At 40.9% G+C, this 16,846-nt stretch carries 15 protein-coding genes; 4 read left to right on the top strand and 11 right to left on the bottom strand.

Annotation, left to right across the window (positions count from 1 at the left end; all coding sequences use genetic code 11):
• Nucleotides 1–174 precede the first annotated feature (174 nt).
• Nucleotides 175–3,306 carry a cytochrome c biogenesis protein gene (gene ccsA, locus HW120_RS14905; RefSeq protein ID WP_177734965.1) on the top strand — a complete coding sequence of 1,044 codons (3,132 nt, stop codon included), beginning with the start codon at nucleotides 175–177 and terminating at the stop codon, nucleotides 3,304–3,306.
• A 169-nt stretch (nucleotides 3,307–3,475) separates the two neighbouring features.
• Complete coding sequence (locus HW120_RS14900) at nucleotides 3,476–3,763, top strand: hypothetical protein (protein ID WP_177734955.1); 288 nt, start codon at nucleotides 3,476–3,478, stop codon at nucleotides 3,761–3,763.
• A 32-nt stretch (nucleotides 3,764–3,795) separates the two neighbouring features.
• Here HW120_RS14900 and HW120_RS14895 read toward each other — a convergent pair whose 3' ends face one another.
• Both HW120_RS14895 and HW120_RS14890 read right to left on the bottom strand, forming a co-directional pair.
• Nucleotides 3,796–5,028: an MFS transporter gene (locus tag HW120_RS14895; RefSeq protein WP_177734953.1), complete on the bottom strand. Its 1,233-nt coding sequence runs from the start codon at nucleotides 5,026–5,028 to the stop codon at nucleotides 3,796–3,798.
• A gap of 93 nt (nucleotides 5,029–5,121) precedes the next feature.
• Entirely contained in the window at nucleotides 5,122–6,315 is a 1,194-nt protein-coding gene (locus HW120_RS14890; RefSeq protein WP_177734951.1) for a thioredoxin family protein, read from the bottom strand.
• 460 nt (nucleotides 6,316–6,775) lie between these two features.
• Here HW120_RS14890 and HW120_RS14885 point away from each other — a divergent pair, with 460 nt between their 5' ends.
• Nucleotides 6,776–7,516 carry a hypothetical protein gene (locus tag HW120_RS14885; protein ID WP_177734948.1) on the top strand — a complete coding sequence of 247 codons (741 nt, stop codon included), beginning with the start codon at nucleotides 6,776–6,778 and terminating at the stop codon, nucleotides 7,514–7,516.
• Nucleotides 7,517–7,614: 98 nt separating this feature from the next.
• Here the strand turns inward: HW120_RS14885 and HW120_RS14880 are convergent, their stop codons facing one another.
• The 7 genes from HW120_RS14880 to clpB all read right to left on the bottom strand — a co-directional run bounded on the left by HW120_RS14880 (nucleotide 7,615) and on the right by clpB (nucleotide 14,107).
• Complete coding sequence (locus HW120_RS14880; RefSeq protein ID WP_177734946.1) at nucleotides 7,615–8,412, bottom strand: alpha/beta hydrolase; 798 nt, start codon at nucleotides 8,410–8,412, stop codon at nucleotides 7,615–7,617.
• A 75-nt stretch (nucleotides 8,413–8,487) separates the two neighbouring features.
• The gene (locus HW120_RS14875) at nucleotides 8,488–9,063 is read right to left on the bottom strand and encodes a Crp/Fnr family transcriptional regulator (RefSeq protein WP_177734944.1); all 576 of its coding nucleotides are present in this window, start codon (nucleotides 9,061–9,063) and stop codon (nucleotides 8,488–8,490) included.
• 23 nt (nucleotides 9,064–9,086) lie between these two features.
• On the bottom strand, nucleotides 9,087–9,587 hold the full coding sequence (locus tag HW120_RS14870; RefSeq protein ID WP_246296998.1) for a GyrI-like domain-containing protein: 501 nt from the start codon (nucleotides 9,585–9,587) through the stop codon (nucleotides 9,087–9,089).
• Nucleotides 9,571–9,951, bottom strand: coding sequence for a VOC family protein (locus tag HW120_RS14865; protein ID WP_177734942.1), 381 nt, complete (start codon nucleotides 9,949–9,951; stop codon nucleotides 9,571–9,573). The genes HW120_RS14870 and HW120_RS14865 overlap by 17 nt, the downstream gene beginning before the upstream one ends.
• 45 nt (nucleotides 9,952–9,996) lie before the next feature.
• Nucleotides 9,997–10,623: a hypothetical protein gene (locus HW120_RS14860; protein ID WP_177734940.1), complete on the bottom strand. Its 627-nt coding sequence runs from the start codon at nucleotides 10,621–10,623 to the stop codon at nucleotides 9,997–9,999.
• Nucleotides 10,624–10,646: 23 nt separating this feature from the next.
• Nucleotides 10,647–11,324 carry a hypothetical protein gene (locus tag HW120_RS14855; protein ID WP_177734938.1) on the bottom strand — a complete coding sequence of 226 codons (678 nt, stop codon included), beginning with the start codon at nucleotides 11,322–11,324 and terminating at the stop codon, nucleotides 10,647–10,649.
• A 170-nt stretch (nucleotides 11,325–11,494) separates the two neighbouring features.
• The gene (gene clpB / locus HW120_RS14850; protein ID WP_177734936.1) at nucleotides 11,495–14,107 is read right to left on the bottom strand and encodes an ATP-dependent chaperone ClpB; all 2,613 of its coding nucleotides are present in this window, start codon (nucleotides 14,105–14,107) and stop codon (nucleotides 11,495–11,497) included.
• Between the two features lie 157 nt (nucleotides 14,108–14,264).
• On the opposite strand from clpB, the gene ytxJ reads away from it, so the two are divergent.
• Entirely contained in the window at nucleotides 14,265–14,654 is a 390-nt protein-coding gene (ytxJ, locus tag HW120_RS14845; RefSeq protein ID WP_177734934.1) for a bacillithiol system redox-active protein YtxJ, read from the top strand.
• A 51-nt stretch (nucleotides 14,655–14,705) separates the two neighbouring features.
• Here the strand turns inward: ytxJ and HW120_RS14840 are convergent, their stop codons facing one another.
• Together HW120_RS14840 and HW120_RS14835 are read right to left on the bottom strand one after the other, a co-directional pair.
• Nucleotides 14,706–15,857 (bottom strand): hypothetical protein, encoded by a 1,152-nt coding sequence (locus HW120_RS14840; protein WP_177734932.1) that lies wholly within the window; start codon nucleotides 15,855–15,857, stop codon nucleotides 14,706–14,708.
• Nucleotides 15,841–16,836, bottom strand: coding sequence for a DUF2157 domain-containing protein (locus HW120_RS14835; protein WP_177734930.1), 996 nt, complete (start codon nucleotides 16,834–16,836; stop codon nucleotides 15,841–15,843). The genes HW120_RS14840 and HW120_RS14835 overlap by 17 nt, the downstream gene beginning before the upstream one ends.
• Between the last annotated feature and the right edge of the window lie 10 nt (nucleotides 16,837–16,846).

Raw genomic sequence — 16,846 nt, 5'->3', positions numbered from 1 at the left:
ATAATTCTGTGTAAATGAATCCGGAAATGTTATAAGACTTTTTTTATTAAAAGAAGGCTTTAAGAAAGCTTTATGATTTTTAACAGCTACTAAATATTAAGTTAAAAAGCGTTAATCAGATTTTGTTTTTAAGTACTTTTGCGACAATTTATAAAAAAACAAATCCAACTTACCATGGGTAAAAAAATATTCTCTTTTTTGTCTTCCACGCGTTTAATGGCTTTCTTATTTGTTTTTTTTGCAGCGGCAATGGCTGTAGGAACTTTTATTGAAAGCGAATATAATACCACAACGGCCAGAATCCTGATTTATAATACCAAATGGTTTGAGGGAATCATGGCAATCTTTGTGATTAATTTCTTCGGAAATATTAAACGTTACCAGCTGCACAAAAAGGAAAAATGGGCAACATTACTGCTTCACCTGTCTTTTATTTTTATTATTCTGGGTGCTTTTATCACCCGTTATATCAGTTATGAAGGGGTGATGCCAATCCGTGAAGGAGAAACTGCGAACCAGATCTTTTCCGATAAAACCTATTTAACGGTTTTTGTAGACGGTGATTATCAGGGTGAAATGAGAAGACGAACCTTTGAAAAGCATTTGTTGTTGTCGCCGGTTACCAATAATGATTTTTCTATTGATAAAAAATTCAACGAAACACCTTTTGAAATCGAATATAAAGATTTCGTAATGGGTGCTAAAGAGGTGATCAAACCTTCCGAAAACGGAACCTTATTCCTGAAATTAGTTGAATCGGGCGATGGAACCCGTCATGAACACTACCTGAAAGCAGGAGAAGTTCAGAACATCCACAATGTATTATTTGCGTTTAACAAACCTACTGACGGTGCGATCAATATTGCTTTGGAAGGGGATAAGTATACAATTAAGTCACCTTTTGAAGGCGATTTTATGCGAATGGCAGACCAGATGAAAGGGAAAGTGGCTAAAGATGCTACGCAGGACCTGATGTTCCGTTCGTTATACAATATGGGTGGTACGCAGTTTGTATTGCCGGAACCGGCTATGAAAGGAGTTGTCGCTTTTGAATCGAACAACGATTTTAAAGATGATAAAAAAGACGATGCTTTGGTATTAACGGTTCGTGTGGACGGTAAAGAAAAAGAAGTGACCTTACTTGGTGCCAAAGGTAAAATGGGAGTTCCGAACTCTTTTAAACTGGGTAACCTGGAGTTTACAATGATGTATGGTAGTAAAGTGTACCAGACACCTTTCAGTATTAAATTGAATGATTTTATTGCCGATAAATATCCGGGAACAGAAAAAAGCTATTCTGCTTTTGAAAGTAAAGTTACCGTGATAGACGGCGCCGAAAACTTCGATGCCCGTATTTATATGAATAATATTCTGGATCATAAAGGATACCGTTTCTTCCAGGCTTCTTTTGACCCGGATGAAAAAGGTACCGTACTTTCTGTAAACCACGATAGCTGGGGAACGAATATTACTTATTTGGGTTACTTCTTACTATACATTGGTCTTATGGCAATTTTATTTGATAAAAACACCCGTTTTGGCGATTTAAAACGCAAATTGGAAAAAGTAAAAGCGAAAAAAGCCAAAATGCTTTCGCTGATTGCTTTGTTTGTTTCGTTTGCCGGTTTTTCCCAAAACCACATGCACCAGAAACCTACAGACAAGCAGGTGGATTCTTTACTGTCTAAATACAAAGTGAGTGAAGAACAGGCAGAAAAATTCGGCCGATTGGTCATCCAGGATCTTGGAGGGCGAATGAAGCCTATCAATACCTTCTCTTCGGAATTATTGCGAAAAGTGAGCAAACAGGATCATTATAAAGGAATGAATTCCGACCAGACATTCCTTTCCATGACGCAATTCCCGCAGGTGTGGTACAATGTTCCGATGATCTACCTGAAGAAAGACAATGACAGTATCCACAAACTGATCGGGGTTCCGGTTGGTGAAAAATATACTTCCCTGGTAAATTTCTTTGACGATAGAGGAAACTATAAACTGACAAAAGTATTGGATGAAGCTTATAAAGCGGCTGTACCAAATCAGTTCCAGAAAGACTTTATCGAAACCGATAAAAAAGTAAACTTATTGTATTCGGCGTTAAGCGGACAGATTCTAAAAGTATTCCCTGTTCCGGGTGATGCAAATAATAAATGGGTTTCTTACCTGGAAATAAACGAGCACACCAATTCGGCTCTGGATTCCATTAAAAACGTTATTCCGTATTATCTGAGCAGTATTGATAAAGCTGCCGTTACCGGCGATTATAAGCTTTCCAACAGCCTGTTGAAAGGATTGGAAAACTACCAGATAAAATACGGCTCAAAAGTGCGTCCGAGTGAAAAGAAAATCGATTCGGAGATCCTGTATAACAAATATGATATTTTCAAGAAACTGTTCTCGTGGTATATGTATGCCGGAGTATTGATGTTCCTGTTTGTAATCATCAAAATTTTCAATGCGAATAAAACGGTTAACATCCTGGTTAAAATCAGCCATGCGATCATTGCCATATTGTTTGTGCTGCACACCGTAGGTTTGATTTTCCGTTGGTATATCTCGGGGCACGCGCCGTGGAGTGATGCTTACGAGTCGATGATATACGTAGGATGGGCGACCATGCTGTTCGGACTTGTTTTCGGAAGAAAATCGGAATTAACGGTAGCTTCTACAGCTTTTGTGGCGGCAATGATATTAATGGTGGCACACTGGAACTGGATGGATCCTGCTATTGCCAATTTACAGCCGGTACTGAATTCGTATTGGTTAATGATCCACGTAGCGGTAATTGTAGGTAGCTACGGACCGTTTACGCTGGGAATGATATTAGGTTTGGTAGCGTTATTACTGATGATCTTTACCAACGAGAAGAACAAAGCCAAAATGGATCTGAATATTAAGGAGATTACCTATATCAATGAAATGGCCTTAACAGTTGGTCTGGTTATGCTTACTATCGGTAACTTCTTAGGAGGACAATGGGCAAATGAAAGCTGGGGACGTTACTGGGGATGGGATCCGAAAGAAACCTGGGCTTTGGTGAGTATCATGGTATATGCCTTTGTGATTCACATGCGTTTTGTTCCGGCTTTAAGAGGAAAATGGATTTATAACCTGATTAGTGTATTAGCGTTCTATTCGATCTTAATGACCTATTTCGGGGTGAATTTCTACCTGACCGGATTGCACTCTTATGCGAAAGGGGACAAAGTGGTAACACCTAATTTTGTGTACTATTCCGTTGCTTTTGTAGCCATACTGGGAACAGCGGCTTACTTTAAAAACAAAAAATACCTGCATAAATAGCCCGTATTTTAAAACGATAATTCCAAAAGCTGCCTGAAAAGGCGGCTTTTTTTATATGTGTTAATTAAAAAGAGTTTGTTTTTTAATAGTGTTAATTTAATTTATTATTAACATTTTATGAAGTATAAACGTTTTAATTTTATGCTGCAAATCACAAAACAACAACATTATGAAAAAAGTAGTTTATTTAGGTCTGGCTTTGTTATTTTCAATGGCGGTATCGGCTCAGGAAACTGAGAAAAAAGCCGAAAAGAAAGTGAATGAAGCGAAAAAGGAAATGAAGCAGGAAATGAAAAAAGCTGATAAGAAAATGGATAAAGCAGCTAAGGATATGAAGTCGGATGCGAAAGATATGAAAGCAGACATGAAATCGGAAGCAAAGGACATGAAGAAAAAAGCCGATAAGAAGGCGGACAAAATGACTTCTGATGTAAAAGAAGAAATGAATAAGAAATAATAAAAGAAAAAGCTACTGATCAGTAGCTTTTTTTATTCGGTATAGTCCAGATCTTTATTGTGTGTTTCGGCTATCGTAAGGGTCGCATAAATGGCCAGTGTGAACACAACCAGACCAACTATAGCGGCGGCGGCAATTACCCCGTTACCAACCTTCAGATGGTCGAATGCCAGCAGCATTACCGGAAGCAGGCCGCGAACCATATTGGGTATCGTGGTGGCCGCGGTACTCCTGATGTTCGTTCCGAACTGTTCGGCACCTACTGTGACAAACATCGCCCAGTAGCCGGTTCCCAGTCCAAGCCAGGCACAATAAAAGTAATACATATTCTCCGATTTTGTTCCGCCAAAAAGCATCAGCAGTACGCCGATTATGGTAAACAGCATCATATAAAAAATAGCTTTCTTCCGGGAACGAAGCAATTGCGAAATGATACCGCTGGCAAAATCGCCGGCCGATATTCCCACATAGGCCCACATAATGGCTTTTCCGGGTACTATTTCCCCAATGCCGAAAGACGGGGCAAACTGATTACCCATTACGGCCAGTATGCCTACACAAAACCAGGTGGGCAGTCCGATCGCAATACACTTTACATATCGTATAAAGCGTTCTTTATTGGTGAAAAAAGAAAGGAAATTGCCTTTTTGTATGTCGGCTTCGTGTTCAATATCTTTATAAATACCGGATTCCATAACGCCCACGCGAAGGAATAACAGGAACAGGCCTAAGGAACCGCCGATAAAATAGGCATACGTCCAGTCGCCGGCAAGTTCTACCGTTAATTGGGCAACTACGGCACCCAATAAGCCAAATCCGGCAACAATGGACGTTCCGATAGCCCGAAGCTCCTTTGGAAGCGATTCCGATACCAGCGTGATTCCGGCTCCGAGTTCACCGGCTAAACCCAATCCGGCTATAAACCGTAAAATGGCATAGGTGGTGGCTTTATCCTGAAAAGGAAGTATCGGCAGGAAACCGCAGAGAATGTTTGCCAGGGAATATACCAATATGGAACCAAAAAGTACGGACAGTCTGCCTTTTTTATCACCCAGCATTCCCCAGACAATTCCGCCTATCAGCAGGCCTACCATCTGAAAATTCAGGATCATCGTCCCGACATTATCCACATCCAGTCCGAGGGCTTTTAAACTGGGCACCCGGACAATCCCGAACAGCAGTAAATCATAAATGTCTACAAAGTAGCCTAAAGCGGCAACAATTACAGGAAAAGAGAGTAAATGTTTAATTTTTTCAGAGTCCATTTATATTTTTCGGTTAATTACTACCAAAAATATAAATTATTGTTATCCGTGATTCTTTTTTAGCCGGATATTTTTTGGCTGTTTTCCAAACCGTTAATTGGATCGGAACACACTCAACCGTGCCATGTCAAGTTTATTTTCTTTATAGAAATCCGTTGCTTTGGGAAGCAGCTTTTTAAGCTCCCCGGTATTGTTTGTTTTCTGATTGTAGAGCAGCTCAGAATACAGTATGTCGGCTTTGTCGTCGTTGTCTTTAGTGCTGCTGCGCAATTTGTCTATTTTGGCTTTGATCGCTGCAAAACTGTTTTTGTCTTTTACGATATCCAGAAAATTATTGATGATATAAGTCGCCCCGCCAATTTCTTCACCTTCTGTCATTTTTGTGAAAAGCGCTAAGGCTTCCGGTTCGCGGCCTTCTTTTATCAGTACTGCGGCTTCCTGCTGCCATAAAAAAGCATCCGGATTGGTACTGAGCCCTGTTTTCAGAATAAGCTCTTTAGCGGACTTTATTTTAGCGAGATTCCAGTTCTTTTTGTCGTCGCTGTTAATCGTTTTTAAGAGAATATCCTGCAATACTTTAATTTCGGTGCCTTCTTTGGCACCTTTTTCAAATCCCTTTAGCTTATCGGTATTGTTTGCCCAGTAGGTGAAAAATCCGTTATCGATCGAAGTGACACAATTTTTCATGATGGTATAGCTTTTTTGGGTCGCCAGCTGGTCTTTTGGAAAAGCATCGTAAAGATTTTCGGCAAGACGTTTGGTCAGGCGGTCGTCTTTATAGAGCTGTGCCAGGTTGGAATAGGCGTAGAGCGTTCGCACGCTTTTATCACCGGAATTGTATTTTTTGGCAAGACTTCCGGTGCGTTCTTCCGGATTCAGGGCTATTTTTCCCACCCCATTGATCAGGTAATCCGTATCCGGTTTGGCACCCGAACAATGTACCAGATTGTCTTCCGTATCGAAAAACAGAAAATAAGGAACACTTTCCAGCTGCAGTTTGGATTTGGCAATGTATAAACTGTCTTCCTTTTTCATGTTCTCGGTATTCATCCGGTAGTTCACAAAATTACTGTTGTAAAAATCACCCATAGCGGCTTCTTTAAATACCGGATCGAGTGTTTTGCATACGGTGCAATTGGAATTGTAATATTCTATAAACAGGAGTTTGTTTTCTTTTCTGGCTTTACTGAGTGCGCCGTTAAGATCAGGCTCAAAGCTGATGCCCTGCGCGCTGGCAGTTAATAACGTGCATAAAAAAAGAATAGCCGAAGTTATTGTTCTGATCATGTGATAACGGTTTTGAATGTTGAAAGTAGTGCCTACTGAAAAGCAGTATAAATTTACCATTATCCTGAGAAATAAGGGGAATGATACGGATGGATTAACAGTTTTTTAGGATAACCCGGCCAAAGTTCCGTTTTTTTTTAATCCAACTGCCAATGCGCTTTGTTTGCCGGTAAGGACACTGGCTACTATTTTTTATAGCAGCGGTATAATATTATTTTTATCATAACATCTTGTTAATGTGTATACTAAAAGTATAATTCCTGACGTTTTTACAGGATGGATTTGCCTGATATTGACAGGTGAATTTTTAAAGTTAGTTTCCTGTTACCGGCATAATGAGGAATTCAGCTTTACTACATCTTTTCTTCGTTATGTTACATAATTGAACAGGATGCTTTCAAGGTTATTTTTTGAGATCATTCAAACGGTAATTTTACGGTAATCAAAAAACGACATTACGATGGAAACCAACTTCAATATACTGTCCATTTGGGATGGGGAAACAAAAGCGAGGACCTTTTTTCAGAGGCTTTTCTTCAGGCGGACTAAGGAGGAAAACAAGCCGCTTAGTACGCCAAAGATCATAGGGAAAGCTTGTGAAGGAATCGTCCTGGGCGGAAAAACAATAAAATCGGTGTTGTTTTCTACGGATATGGCACTGATTGAAAATAATGATGCCGATGCGGTATTGGCAGTTTATCCTTTTGCTCCTTCTCCAAAAATTATGAAGGCATTAATTGACTTCTCAGACAAACCGGTAATCTGTGGTGTAGGAGGAGGACTAACACAGGGGAAGGTAGCAATTGGAATGGCCATAGAAGCGGAAGCATTGGGCGCTGCCGCGATTATTGTTAACCAGCCTTTTAAAAATGAGCATATCGCCGCCATCAGGAAAAAAATCAGCATACCGATTATTTCCAGTGTTTCGGTAGCCGATTTTTCGTTTCAGGACCGCGTGGATGCGGGCGTGGATATTTTTCACATTACCGGCGGAAAAAACACCAGTAAAATCTTAGAGCATATCGCTTATGCCGTTCCGGGTTATCCGGTTATGGCAACCGGCGGAAAAAGTATGGACAGTATTGAAAGTGCCATCGAATCGGGAGCCGACGCCATTGTTTTAACACCACCTTCCAGTGGCGAACTGTTTAAGAACATCATGGATCAATACCGGAAAGGACTCAACTTTTTAAGGAAATAGCCGCAACAGACAGCTTCATTGCATTGCATTGCCCCTTGCCTTTTCCCCTTTTCCCTTTTCCTTTTCCCCCTTGCTTTTTTCCTTTTCCCCTTTCCCCGTTACTTTCCATTAAAAAACCTGTTAAAATACAAAAGCTGTATTTCCGCTGCTTCCGACCAATAGGCGGTGTCGTGTTTGCCCAAACGTTCCATATATTCGTGTGGGATTGCCTGATCCGTCAGCAGCTGGTGGAAAGTCCTGTTTTGGGTAATTAAGGGGTCTTCGGTACCGCAGTCCAGAATTAGCAGCTGGTTGCTGGTCTTAAAATAGGCTATTCGGTTGCTGATGACATATTGCTCCCAAAGTTTGCCTTTTGACCCCAACACTTTATCCACCTGGTAATCGTTTCCGAACGTTCGAATATCCAGGGCACCGCAGATGCTTCCTAAAATTCCAAAGGTCTGGCTGTACTGACTGCCGATCAACAGCGTGCCGTATCCGCCCATGCTCCAACCCAGTAACCCTCTGTTGCTGCGGTTTTTCAGCGTTGGATAATGCTTGTCGATATAGGTTACCAGTTCCGAACCGATAAACGTTTCGTACTGAGAAGCCTGATTTACCGGACTATTCACATACCAGCTGTTGTAGTTGCCATCGGGCAAAACAAAGATCGTTTGTTCCTTATCGGCACGGTTTACCAGTGTCGGGATGTCTTTTTCAAGAGTTCGCTGCGGATTGCCGGTGTAACCGTGAAGAATGTAAATCGTGTTGGAAAGCTGTGTGGTAACGGATGGCGATATTACAATCACGCTGATTTCCTTTTTCATCGAAGGGCTGTAAACCTTAATGGTTTCGGTTGTACTGGCCTGGATGGTGATTCCTGTCAGGAAAAGAAGAAAGCTGAAAAAATGTTTCATGACTTTATAATTTGAATTAGTATTACCGCAAAGTTCCTGCGATTTCAATTGTAAAGCCTTTACATATGTTGAGGTTTATAAACTTAATTCTTTTCGGATCCGGCTGAGCTGCGTGGGGGTGATTCCCAGGAAAGAAGCGATATGGTGTTGTTTGATCCGGTTTTGAATGGCTTTGTATTCCTCTAAGAAGCGCAGGTAGCGTTCTTTGGCAGTGTCATATTTTAACGAGATTTCGAGGTTCTCTTTGGCAACGACCCAGTTTTTTTCCAGATACCGGAGCTGGAACATCGCCAGATCGTGGTGGGTATCAAATAAGGCTCTGAATTTTGCCGCCGGAAATTGTATATAATCACAATCTTCGAGCGCAACAATAGCGAACTGGCTGGGCGTTTCCTGAATAACTGCCGATGTTGAAGCTACTAAAGAATGTTCGGCAAAGAATTTTTTGATAATGCTGTCCCCGTTACTGGCAATAAAATAATAGGCGAGTAGTCCCTGGTTGATAAAATAATAATGCTTCGGAACTTCTCCGATCCTTAGCAGGTAATCATTTTTTTTGATTTTCTTATGCTGAAATAAAGAAAGTAATGCCGCTTTGGTTGTTTCCGACAGGGGATAGTATTCCGACATTTTTTGCAACAACTCTTCCATAGTAACAGCAAATTTACGGATAACTATTGTTCCGCTTTAACCGGAATCCAGATTTCTTCTTCCGAATCGGGAGCATTGTTTTTGTATTTTGCTCCTAAAATCTCAAAATGAGGCCGGTTGTCAAGGGCGTATCCGGATGTGGGAAACCAGGTTTCAAAAATATACCGGAACGTTACCGGGCCGGTATTGGCGGCGCCTTTATGAATAAATACGGCATACAAGCCTTCGGCCAGGGTAAAGGCCTCCATGTCGTGCGGTATCGTATTGAAATCGGTTACAGCTACGGCTGCCCATTTTTCAAAAAGGGTATCCGGGTTATAATTGAAAGGACCATCATAGACCTGCATCGAAAAAAGATCAGCATTGATGTTGTTCCGGATTTCCTTTCGCCGGGGCATAAAGCTGCTCCATAGCGGGAACGTTTTATTATCGGATAAAGACATCTGCATCCGTTTGCCGATAAGCTTTGTTTCGGGCAGGGATTCGATACGGAGAAAGATATCGGGACTATCGGGCATTTTCATTCACTTCAAATATTCCGAATACGTTGTTGTCGGTATCGATAAAATAACCCTGCCAGCATCTGCCCGGTATTGCAAATTTAGGCATGGCCACCTGTCCGCCGTTTTCCAGGATCAAAGCCGCTGTTTTATCAAAGTTTTCAACTATCAGGGAACAGGTATAGGCATTGGTACCGCATCCTGTTGGCGGCACGGCTACCGGACGTTTTAAAAGACCGCCGTGAATGGTACCGTTGGTTTCGATCCGGAAGTATTCATACGGAACGGATTCTTCGCGTATAATGTTCCATTGGAAAACATTGGTATAAAACTGAATGGCTTTTGCCGTATCGGAAGCCTGAATTTCGAAATAACTGATGGTATTCATCGGGTATGCAGTTTAAGTTGTAATGACGAAGTTAGGAAATAAAAGTTATGCTTTTTTATACTTTTTAAGGATATCCGGACTGATATTGTTCTCTTTTAAAATGGCAAGGATCAGGTCTTTTGGCGCTTCTTTGCCGTTCAGGCTGACCAGTATTTCCAACGTCATGTTGTTGTTCAGGCTGATAAAGAGCAAGCCGTAATCCGGGCTGAAATAGGTGATTCCGGTACGGAATGTTATATGATCGTGGCGGCTTCCGCATAAAGAGTCGTAGCAGTTGTAATCAACGTGTTTGTACACGGTGTACTTTTTATCTTTCAGGGTATAGGTAACTTTTTCAGAATAATAGCGGTCGCTGACTGCTGTGTTCAGCCCCGGTATGACTTCCGTTTTCGGGATGGAATCTTTTGCTTTCAGGCTGTCGGCTTCCTGTTTGGTAAACGGAAACCAGAACTTTCGTTTGTGGCCATGGATGATCATCTCAATGTCATAGTTCGTTTTTCCGGCAAGAATAGTACCGCCGGAGTAATTAAACTCCTGCACTTTTTCGCCGTGAAAACCGATATATTTGGCACTGGAAAACCGGTTGACCAATTGAGTACTGGTTGATTTGTTTTGAGAATAAACCAGCAAAGAGTTTACGAATACGCTTAATATAAGAAGATGTTTTATCATCGGATCAATCAAAATTATGTTGTTCAAATATAAAGATTATCTTCCATAAACCGTTTTAGAATAAGGTCCGAATAATAACTGCCGATACTGCGGATGTGCAGGGAATAGGCGTCATCATAGGCGTTATAGGCAACGCAGATAATATCGAAATCGGTCTGCCAGTAAAGCTGAATGCTATCGGAACACTCTTTTAGAAAGGAATACTGCCGGTGCATGTTGTTTTTAAAGGTTTCAAGATCCGTTATTTGTAAATCTTTTACGGGTGCTGTTACATAATGCCTGTATGCTTTTTCCAGAGCTAAGATCTCAATCATGACTTCAACGGATTCATACAGGCAGAAATGGGTATAGGCTTCGTCATCGTAATAGGCGATAGCCCCATCTTCGGTTAACAGGTAATCGGGAGTTTCTTTTCCGTTATCCATAGCGAAAGCGGCTTTGCCATTAACCGTGGTATAGTATATTTTTTTGTTTTTAGCGATAATGACATCCGACAAAAAACGGAGCCGGACGGTATAATCCTGATTTTCATATTCCGTAAAAGTATAACCGGAATATTGCTGCTGGATATGCAGCAGCCGGCCGGAATCCGTCAGCCGGTATTTGGATAAATACTTTTCTGCAGCCGCAGCTGCCGTAATCCAGGCAGGATCTCTTTTGAGGGTGCTGAGGTAGTTTCGGGCTCGTTCCGTTAATTGCATAATGACATGAAAATAAGCACCAATTTATAAAAACTTTGGATTGCCCCATAAAAAAACACCGATTCAGATCCTGAACCGGTGTTTCCAACCAAAAAATCAACCCTGTACGGGTAATTATGAAAACTACTTTATATTGTTAATCTGAACTGATTTCAGATTTTTTGTAACGGTTATTCCGTATCCGCTTTTAATTCGGTCTGATTGCGGAATACTAATTTTCCATCGAAACTGTCCAGTAAAATAATACTGTCGGTAGCGACTTTTCCGGCAAGGATTTCTTTGGATAATTCGTTTAAGACCTCTTTCTGGATCACACGTTTTACCGGACGTGCCCCAAAGTGAGGATCATAACCTTTTACCGCCAGATAATCAATGGCTTCCGGTGTTGCATCCATCGTGATGTGCTGCTGTGCCAGCATTTTAATGACACTTTTTAATTGCAGACCAACAATTTCACGGATATCGGCATTGCTTAAAGGCGTGAACATTACAATCTCGTCGATACGGTTAATGAACTCCGGACGAACGGTTTGTTTCAGCAAGCCTAAAACTTCCACTTTTGCAGCTTCCGTAGCGGCTTCCACACTGCCTTTCAGGTTTTCGAATTTTTCCTGTATGATATGGCTTCCCATATTGGAAGTCATGATGATGATCGTGTTTTTAAAATCGGCCAAACGTCCTTTGTTGTCTGTTAGGCGTCCTTCATCCAATACCTGTAACAGGATGTTGAAAGTATCCGGATGGGCTTTTTCAATTTCATCCAGCAGAACCACCGAATACGGTTTTCTACGAACAGCTTCCGTTAATTGACCGCCTTCATCATAGCCCACATATCCCGGAGGCGCACCAACCAAACGACTCACACTGTGGCGTTCCTGGTATTCACTCATATCGATACGCGTCATGGCATTTTCATCGTCAAACAGGTATTCTGCCAGGGCTTTTGCCAATTCGGTTTTACCCACACCGGTTGTTCCCAGGAATAGGAAAGAACCAATCGGTTTTCTCGGATCCTGTAATCCGGCACGGCTTCGGCGAACGGCATCACTGATCGCAATGATTGCTTCTTCCTGTCCGACAACTCTGTTGTGCAGTTCGTTTTCCAGTTTCAGCAATTTCTCACGCTCGCTTTGCAGCATTTTGGTTACCGGAACTCCGGTCCATTTGGCAACCACTTCGGCAATATCATCGTGGGTAACCTCTTCTTTAATCAGCGAATGACCGGATTGATTTTCCTGTAATTGTTTTTGTAAAACATCCAGACGTTCCTGTGCTTCTTTGCTTTTTCCGTAACGGATCTCGGCTACTTTACCGTAATCACCTTCACGTTCTGCACGTTCTGCCTGCATTTTAAGGTCTTCAATTTCCTGTTTTGTCGCCTGGATATTATCCACAACATCTTTTTCCGATTTCCATTTGGCGAAAATCTCGTTGCGTTCTTCTTTCAGATTGGCTAAATCCAATCCTAATATTTTTAATTTGTTTTCGTCATTTTCACGTTTGATCGCTTCAATTTCGATTTCCAGCTGCATGATCTTTCTGTCCAGTACATCCAGTTCCTCCGGTTTGGAGTTGATTTCCATTCGCAGTTTGGATGCTGCTTCGTCCATTAAGTCAATCGCTTTATCCGGAAGGAAACGGTTGGTGATATAACGCTGTGACAGTTCTACCGCCGCAATGATTGCATCATCTTTGATACGCACTTTGTGGTGGGTTTCATATTTTTCCTTGATACCACGCAAAATAGAGATCGCACTTTCCGTATCCGGTTCGTCTACCATTACTTTCTGGAAACGACGCTCTAACGCTTTGTCTTTTTCAAAATATTTCTGGTATTCGTCCAGAGTTGTCGCACCAATAGCTCTTAATTCACCACGGGCCAACGCCGGTTTTAAGATATTGGCAGCGTCCATTGCGCCTTCACCGCCTCCGGCACCAACCAGTGTGTGGATTTCGTCAATGAACAGTACAATATCCCCTTCTGCTGAGGTTACTTCTTTCACAACGGATTTTAAACGTTCTTCAAATTCACCTTTGTATTTTGCTCCGGCAATTAAAGCACCCATGTCTAACGAATAGACTACTTTGTTTTTTAAGTTTTCCGGAACGTCGCCCTGTACGATACGGTGTGCCAATCCTTCGGCTATAGCCGTTTTACCTACTCCGGGTTCTCCCACCAGCATCGGATTGTTTTTGGTACGTCTGGAAAGAATCTGTAATACCCGGCGGATCTCTTCATCACGCCCGATTACCGGATCCAGTTTCCCGTCGTTTGCCAGCTGGTTTAAATTTTTGGCATATTTGTTTAAGGCATTATAGGTTTCTTCGGCCGAGGCAGAAGTTACCCGTTCGCCTTTACGGATTTCATTGATAGCACTTTCCAGACCTTTTTCGGTTACTCCCTGGTCTTTCAGGATTTGCGCTATTTTACTTTTTGATTTAAAAATTGCCAACAGTAAATGTTCGATGGAAACATATTCATCGTTCATTTTTTTAGCAATGTTGGTTGCTTCATTCAATGTTGTTCCGGCTTCACGGGAAAACATTAATTCGCTTCCGCTAACTTTAGGAAAGCTTTGTAACGTACTGTCCAGAATTTGTTTGAACAGGTTTACATTCACATTCAGTTTTTTCAAAATGAATGGCGCTACATTTTCATCAACCTCAAGAATACCTTTGAAGATATGTTCGTTCTCGATTTGCTGATGGCCTGAACCCTGCGCAATTTGCTGCGCTTGTTGCAGGGCTTCCTGCGATTTGATGGTTAAATTATTAAAGTTCATATTTTTAAATGTTGTTTGTCGTTTGTGATCGTTATTTTCTAACTTTGGTTGGTATATTTCAATTTGTATTCCAATACAACAAAACAAGACAATTTGGCGTTTTTATGCTCCTGTTTGGAGAATTTGAATGTCAAAATGGCGCAAAATCGGACAAAACATGAGTTTTTTAGACAAACTATTCGGGGAGAACAAGAAGGAAGAAGCCCTTCCAAAAGTACATTGGCTGTATTTAGAGGAAACGCCTCTGGATGAAATTGAAAAGATTTCTTTTGAAAAGCCTGTAGCTATTTTTAAACACAGCACCCGTTGCAGTATCAGCAGAATGGCATTAAAGCAGTTTGAAAACGAATATGACGTGCCGGCAACAGCGATGGAGCTTTATTTCCTGGATCTGTTAGCACATCGTTCGCTTTCGAATGAGGTAGCACAACGTTTCGGAGTGGAACACCAGTCGCCGCAATTGGTACTGATTAAAAATGGAAAAGCAATATATGATGCTTCCCACAGCGATATTGATGCTGAGGTATTGAAACAAAAAATAGCATAAGGAGCTAAATAAGAAATCCCGGATTTTTGATTTGCGGATTTCTTATCCTTTTTAAAAACTTCCGCCCGATCCGCCACCGCTAAAACCGCCATCGCCGAATTCCATCGGCGATTCTTCCGCTTTTATTGCTGGTTTTAAATCAAAAGTAGAAGCGATAATCAGCGTTTCCACATTTAACAAGGCATTGGAATTATCAAAGCGGTCCGGTTTGAAAGTAAAGCCTGTAGCATTGTTTTTTATCTTTTTGATAGAAAAATACGTAAATGCAAAAAGGAATAAGCCTCCAAGAGTCAGTGCAAACTCCGTTGGCAAAACATGATGGTAATTCCGGAAGCTGAAAATCGAAAAACAAAATGCCAGCAAACCGATCCAAAGCAGCATCCTGTTTTTGTTTTGTAATGCAAAAACGATATAAAGAACAGGAATGATAAAGGTAAAGCACCAGAAGAACCATGACAATGGAATTTCCGGACTATAATCGTAGGTATCGGCCGAAAGTTCCCTTACAACAAAATAATTCCCTGATAAATAAAATAAGACCAGACTGAAATTTCTGATCAGCAGGATTCCGTTGTAATAAAAAGGTTCCGTCAGTTTTTTTAGAAGCTGTACACTGGCAACATACATTCCAACTGCAAAAAGCATCATCGCAAAAGGCAATATCGCTTTTCCATATACCAAAAGATTAAAGACAGCATAAGCCAGTGTGGCCGTTAAAGCCAGGAAAAAAACAACCATGGAGGGTAAATGTACATAACGCAGATACATGATTAAAGCAGCTATCGTGACCGTACCTGTAATAACCAGGATGTTGCCTTTTGTAGAAAAAGTAACGGCTATGCCCAGAGCAAACTGCGTTCCCAATATAAAAGCATCGTCCAGTCCGAAACCATAATATTTTTGTCGTGCCAATAATTCAGATCCTACCAGGCCAATTGCCGCAAAAAGATATACCAATCCAATAGCGAGATCTACATTGACCAATCCGAATAGCGCTAATACACCACTAACAGACGAATACAGGAAAACACCCAATATGAAAAATCCTGAACGGATTAAGATGTTATGCTGGCTTTTCAGTGCGGGTAATGCTTTTACCGCATTTTGGAACTGTTCTTTAGTAATGAAACGGGCTTTCTCTAAAGCCTTCGCTTCGGTAACCAAAAAAGTGTTTTTCAATAAATTCTTATCGTATGCGATCATTTGCTTTATGTTTATTGAAATTTTTAATTAACCCGATAAATAAAATAATAGAAACAATTATATAAAAAGGAGAGGCCAGTAGTATTATTTCATAAAAGTTATCGGCTCTGACAAAAATCAGAAACTTAAACAGCAGGAGGTTTAGGCCTATATAGGCGTATATAATTGTAAAAGCAAATAACGAAACCGAAGGAATCTGATAGCTTGTTTTGTAAAAATAATAGGAGGAAACGCTTAAAAGTATCGTTGCCATCAGCCAGTTATCAAATAAATTATTGATCGTTGCAATACTGATTAAATGCAAAGCATACGTGAGGAAGATAAAATTGAAATGTACTTTTAAGTGAATCTTTGCGCTGTAAACAGTCCAGGCAATTAATAAAACGCCGAGTAAAATTGCCGAATAGCTTAATGTTGCTGTTGAATAAAGATTATTGCTTAGCAATGCCTGAGGACTAACCGAAAGACCAATATAGGCCGCTAAACCGGTTACCGCAATGGTTAACACGCCTTTATGGTCAAAATAATAGGCGCAAAAGAAACTGATAATTGTAGGGATTAATGTTGCTAAACCGTAATGGGTTCCGAAAAGGGTGTATTGAAATTGTATGTATCCTACAAAAATGCAGCTTAAAAGGGTTGCCGCAAGCACTAAATACTGCCATAAAGGATTCTCAAAACCGGACTCTTCTTTTTGAAATCCTTTCGAATTTTTAAAGCAAAAGTAGAAACAGCATATTGTGATGAGCAGCAGCAGCGACAAGATAACAACGTGTCCGATACTGTCAATATTCTGATAAATTAAAATTCCGATTCCTGAAGTGAATAATAAAACCGACAGGTACAGCAATAGTTTTAATTCGGAATAAAGTGAAAAAATAGCCAACCGGCGATATTCCTTTATTTGGTCGGATTGTTTTGCTGTAATTAAATTTTTCTTAAAAAGAGTTTGGGTAGCCTCATCTTCAAATTGTGCCATACTATTACTT

The organism is Flavobacterium inviolabile, assembly GCF_013389455.1.
In the GTDB taxonomy this organism is placed as follows: Bacteria; Bacteroidota; Bacteroidia; order Flavobacteriales; family Flavobacteriaceae; genus Flavobacterium; species Flavobacterium inviolabile.
Note: the sequence above shows the minus strand (reverse complement) of the source record. Positions and strands in the feature narration are given on the sequence as shown.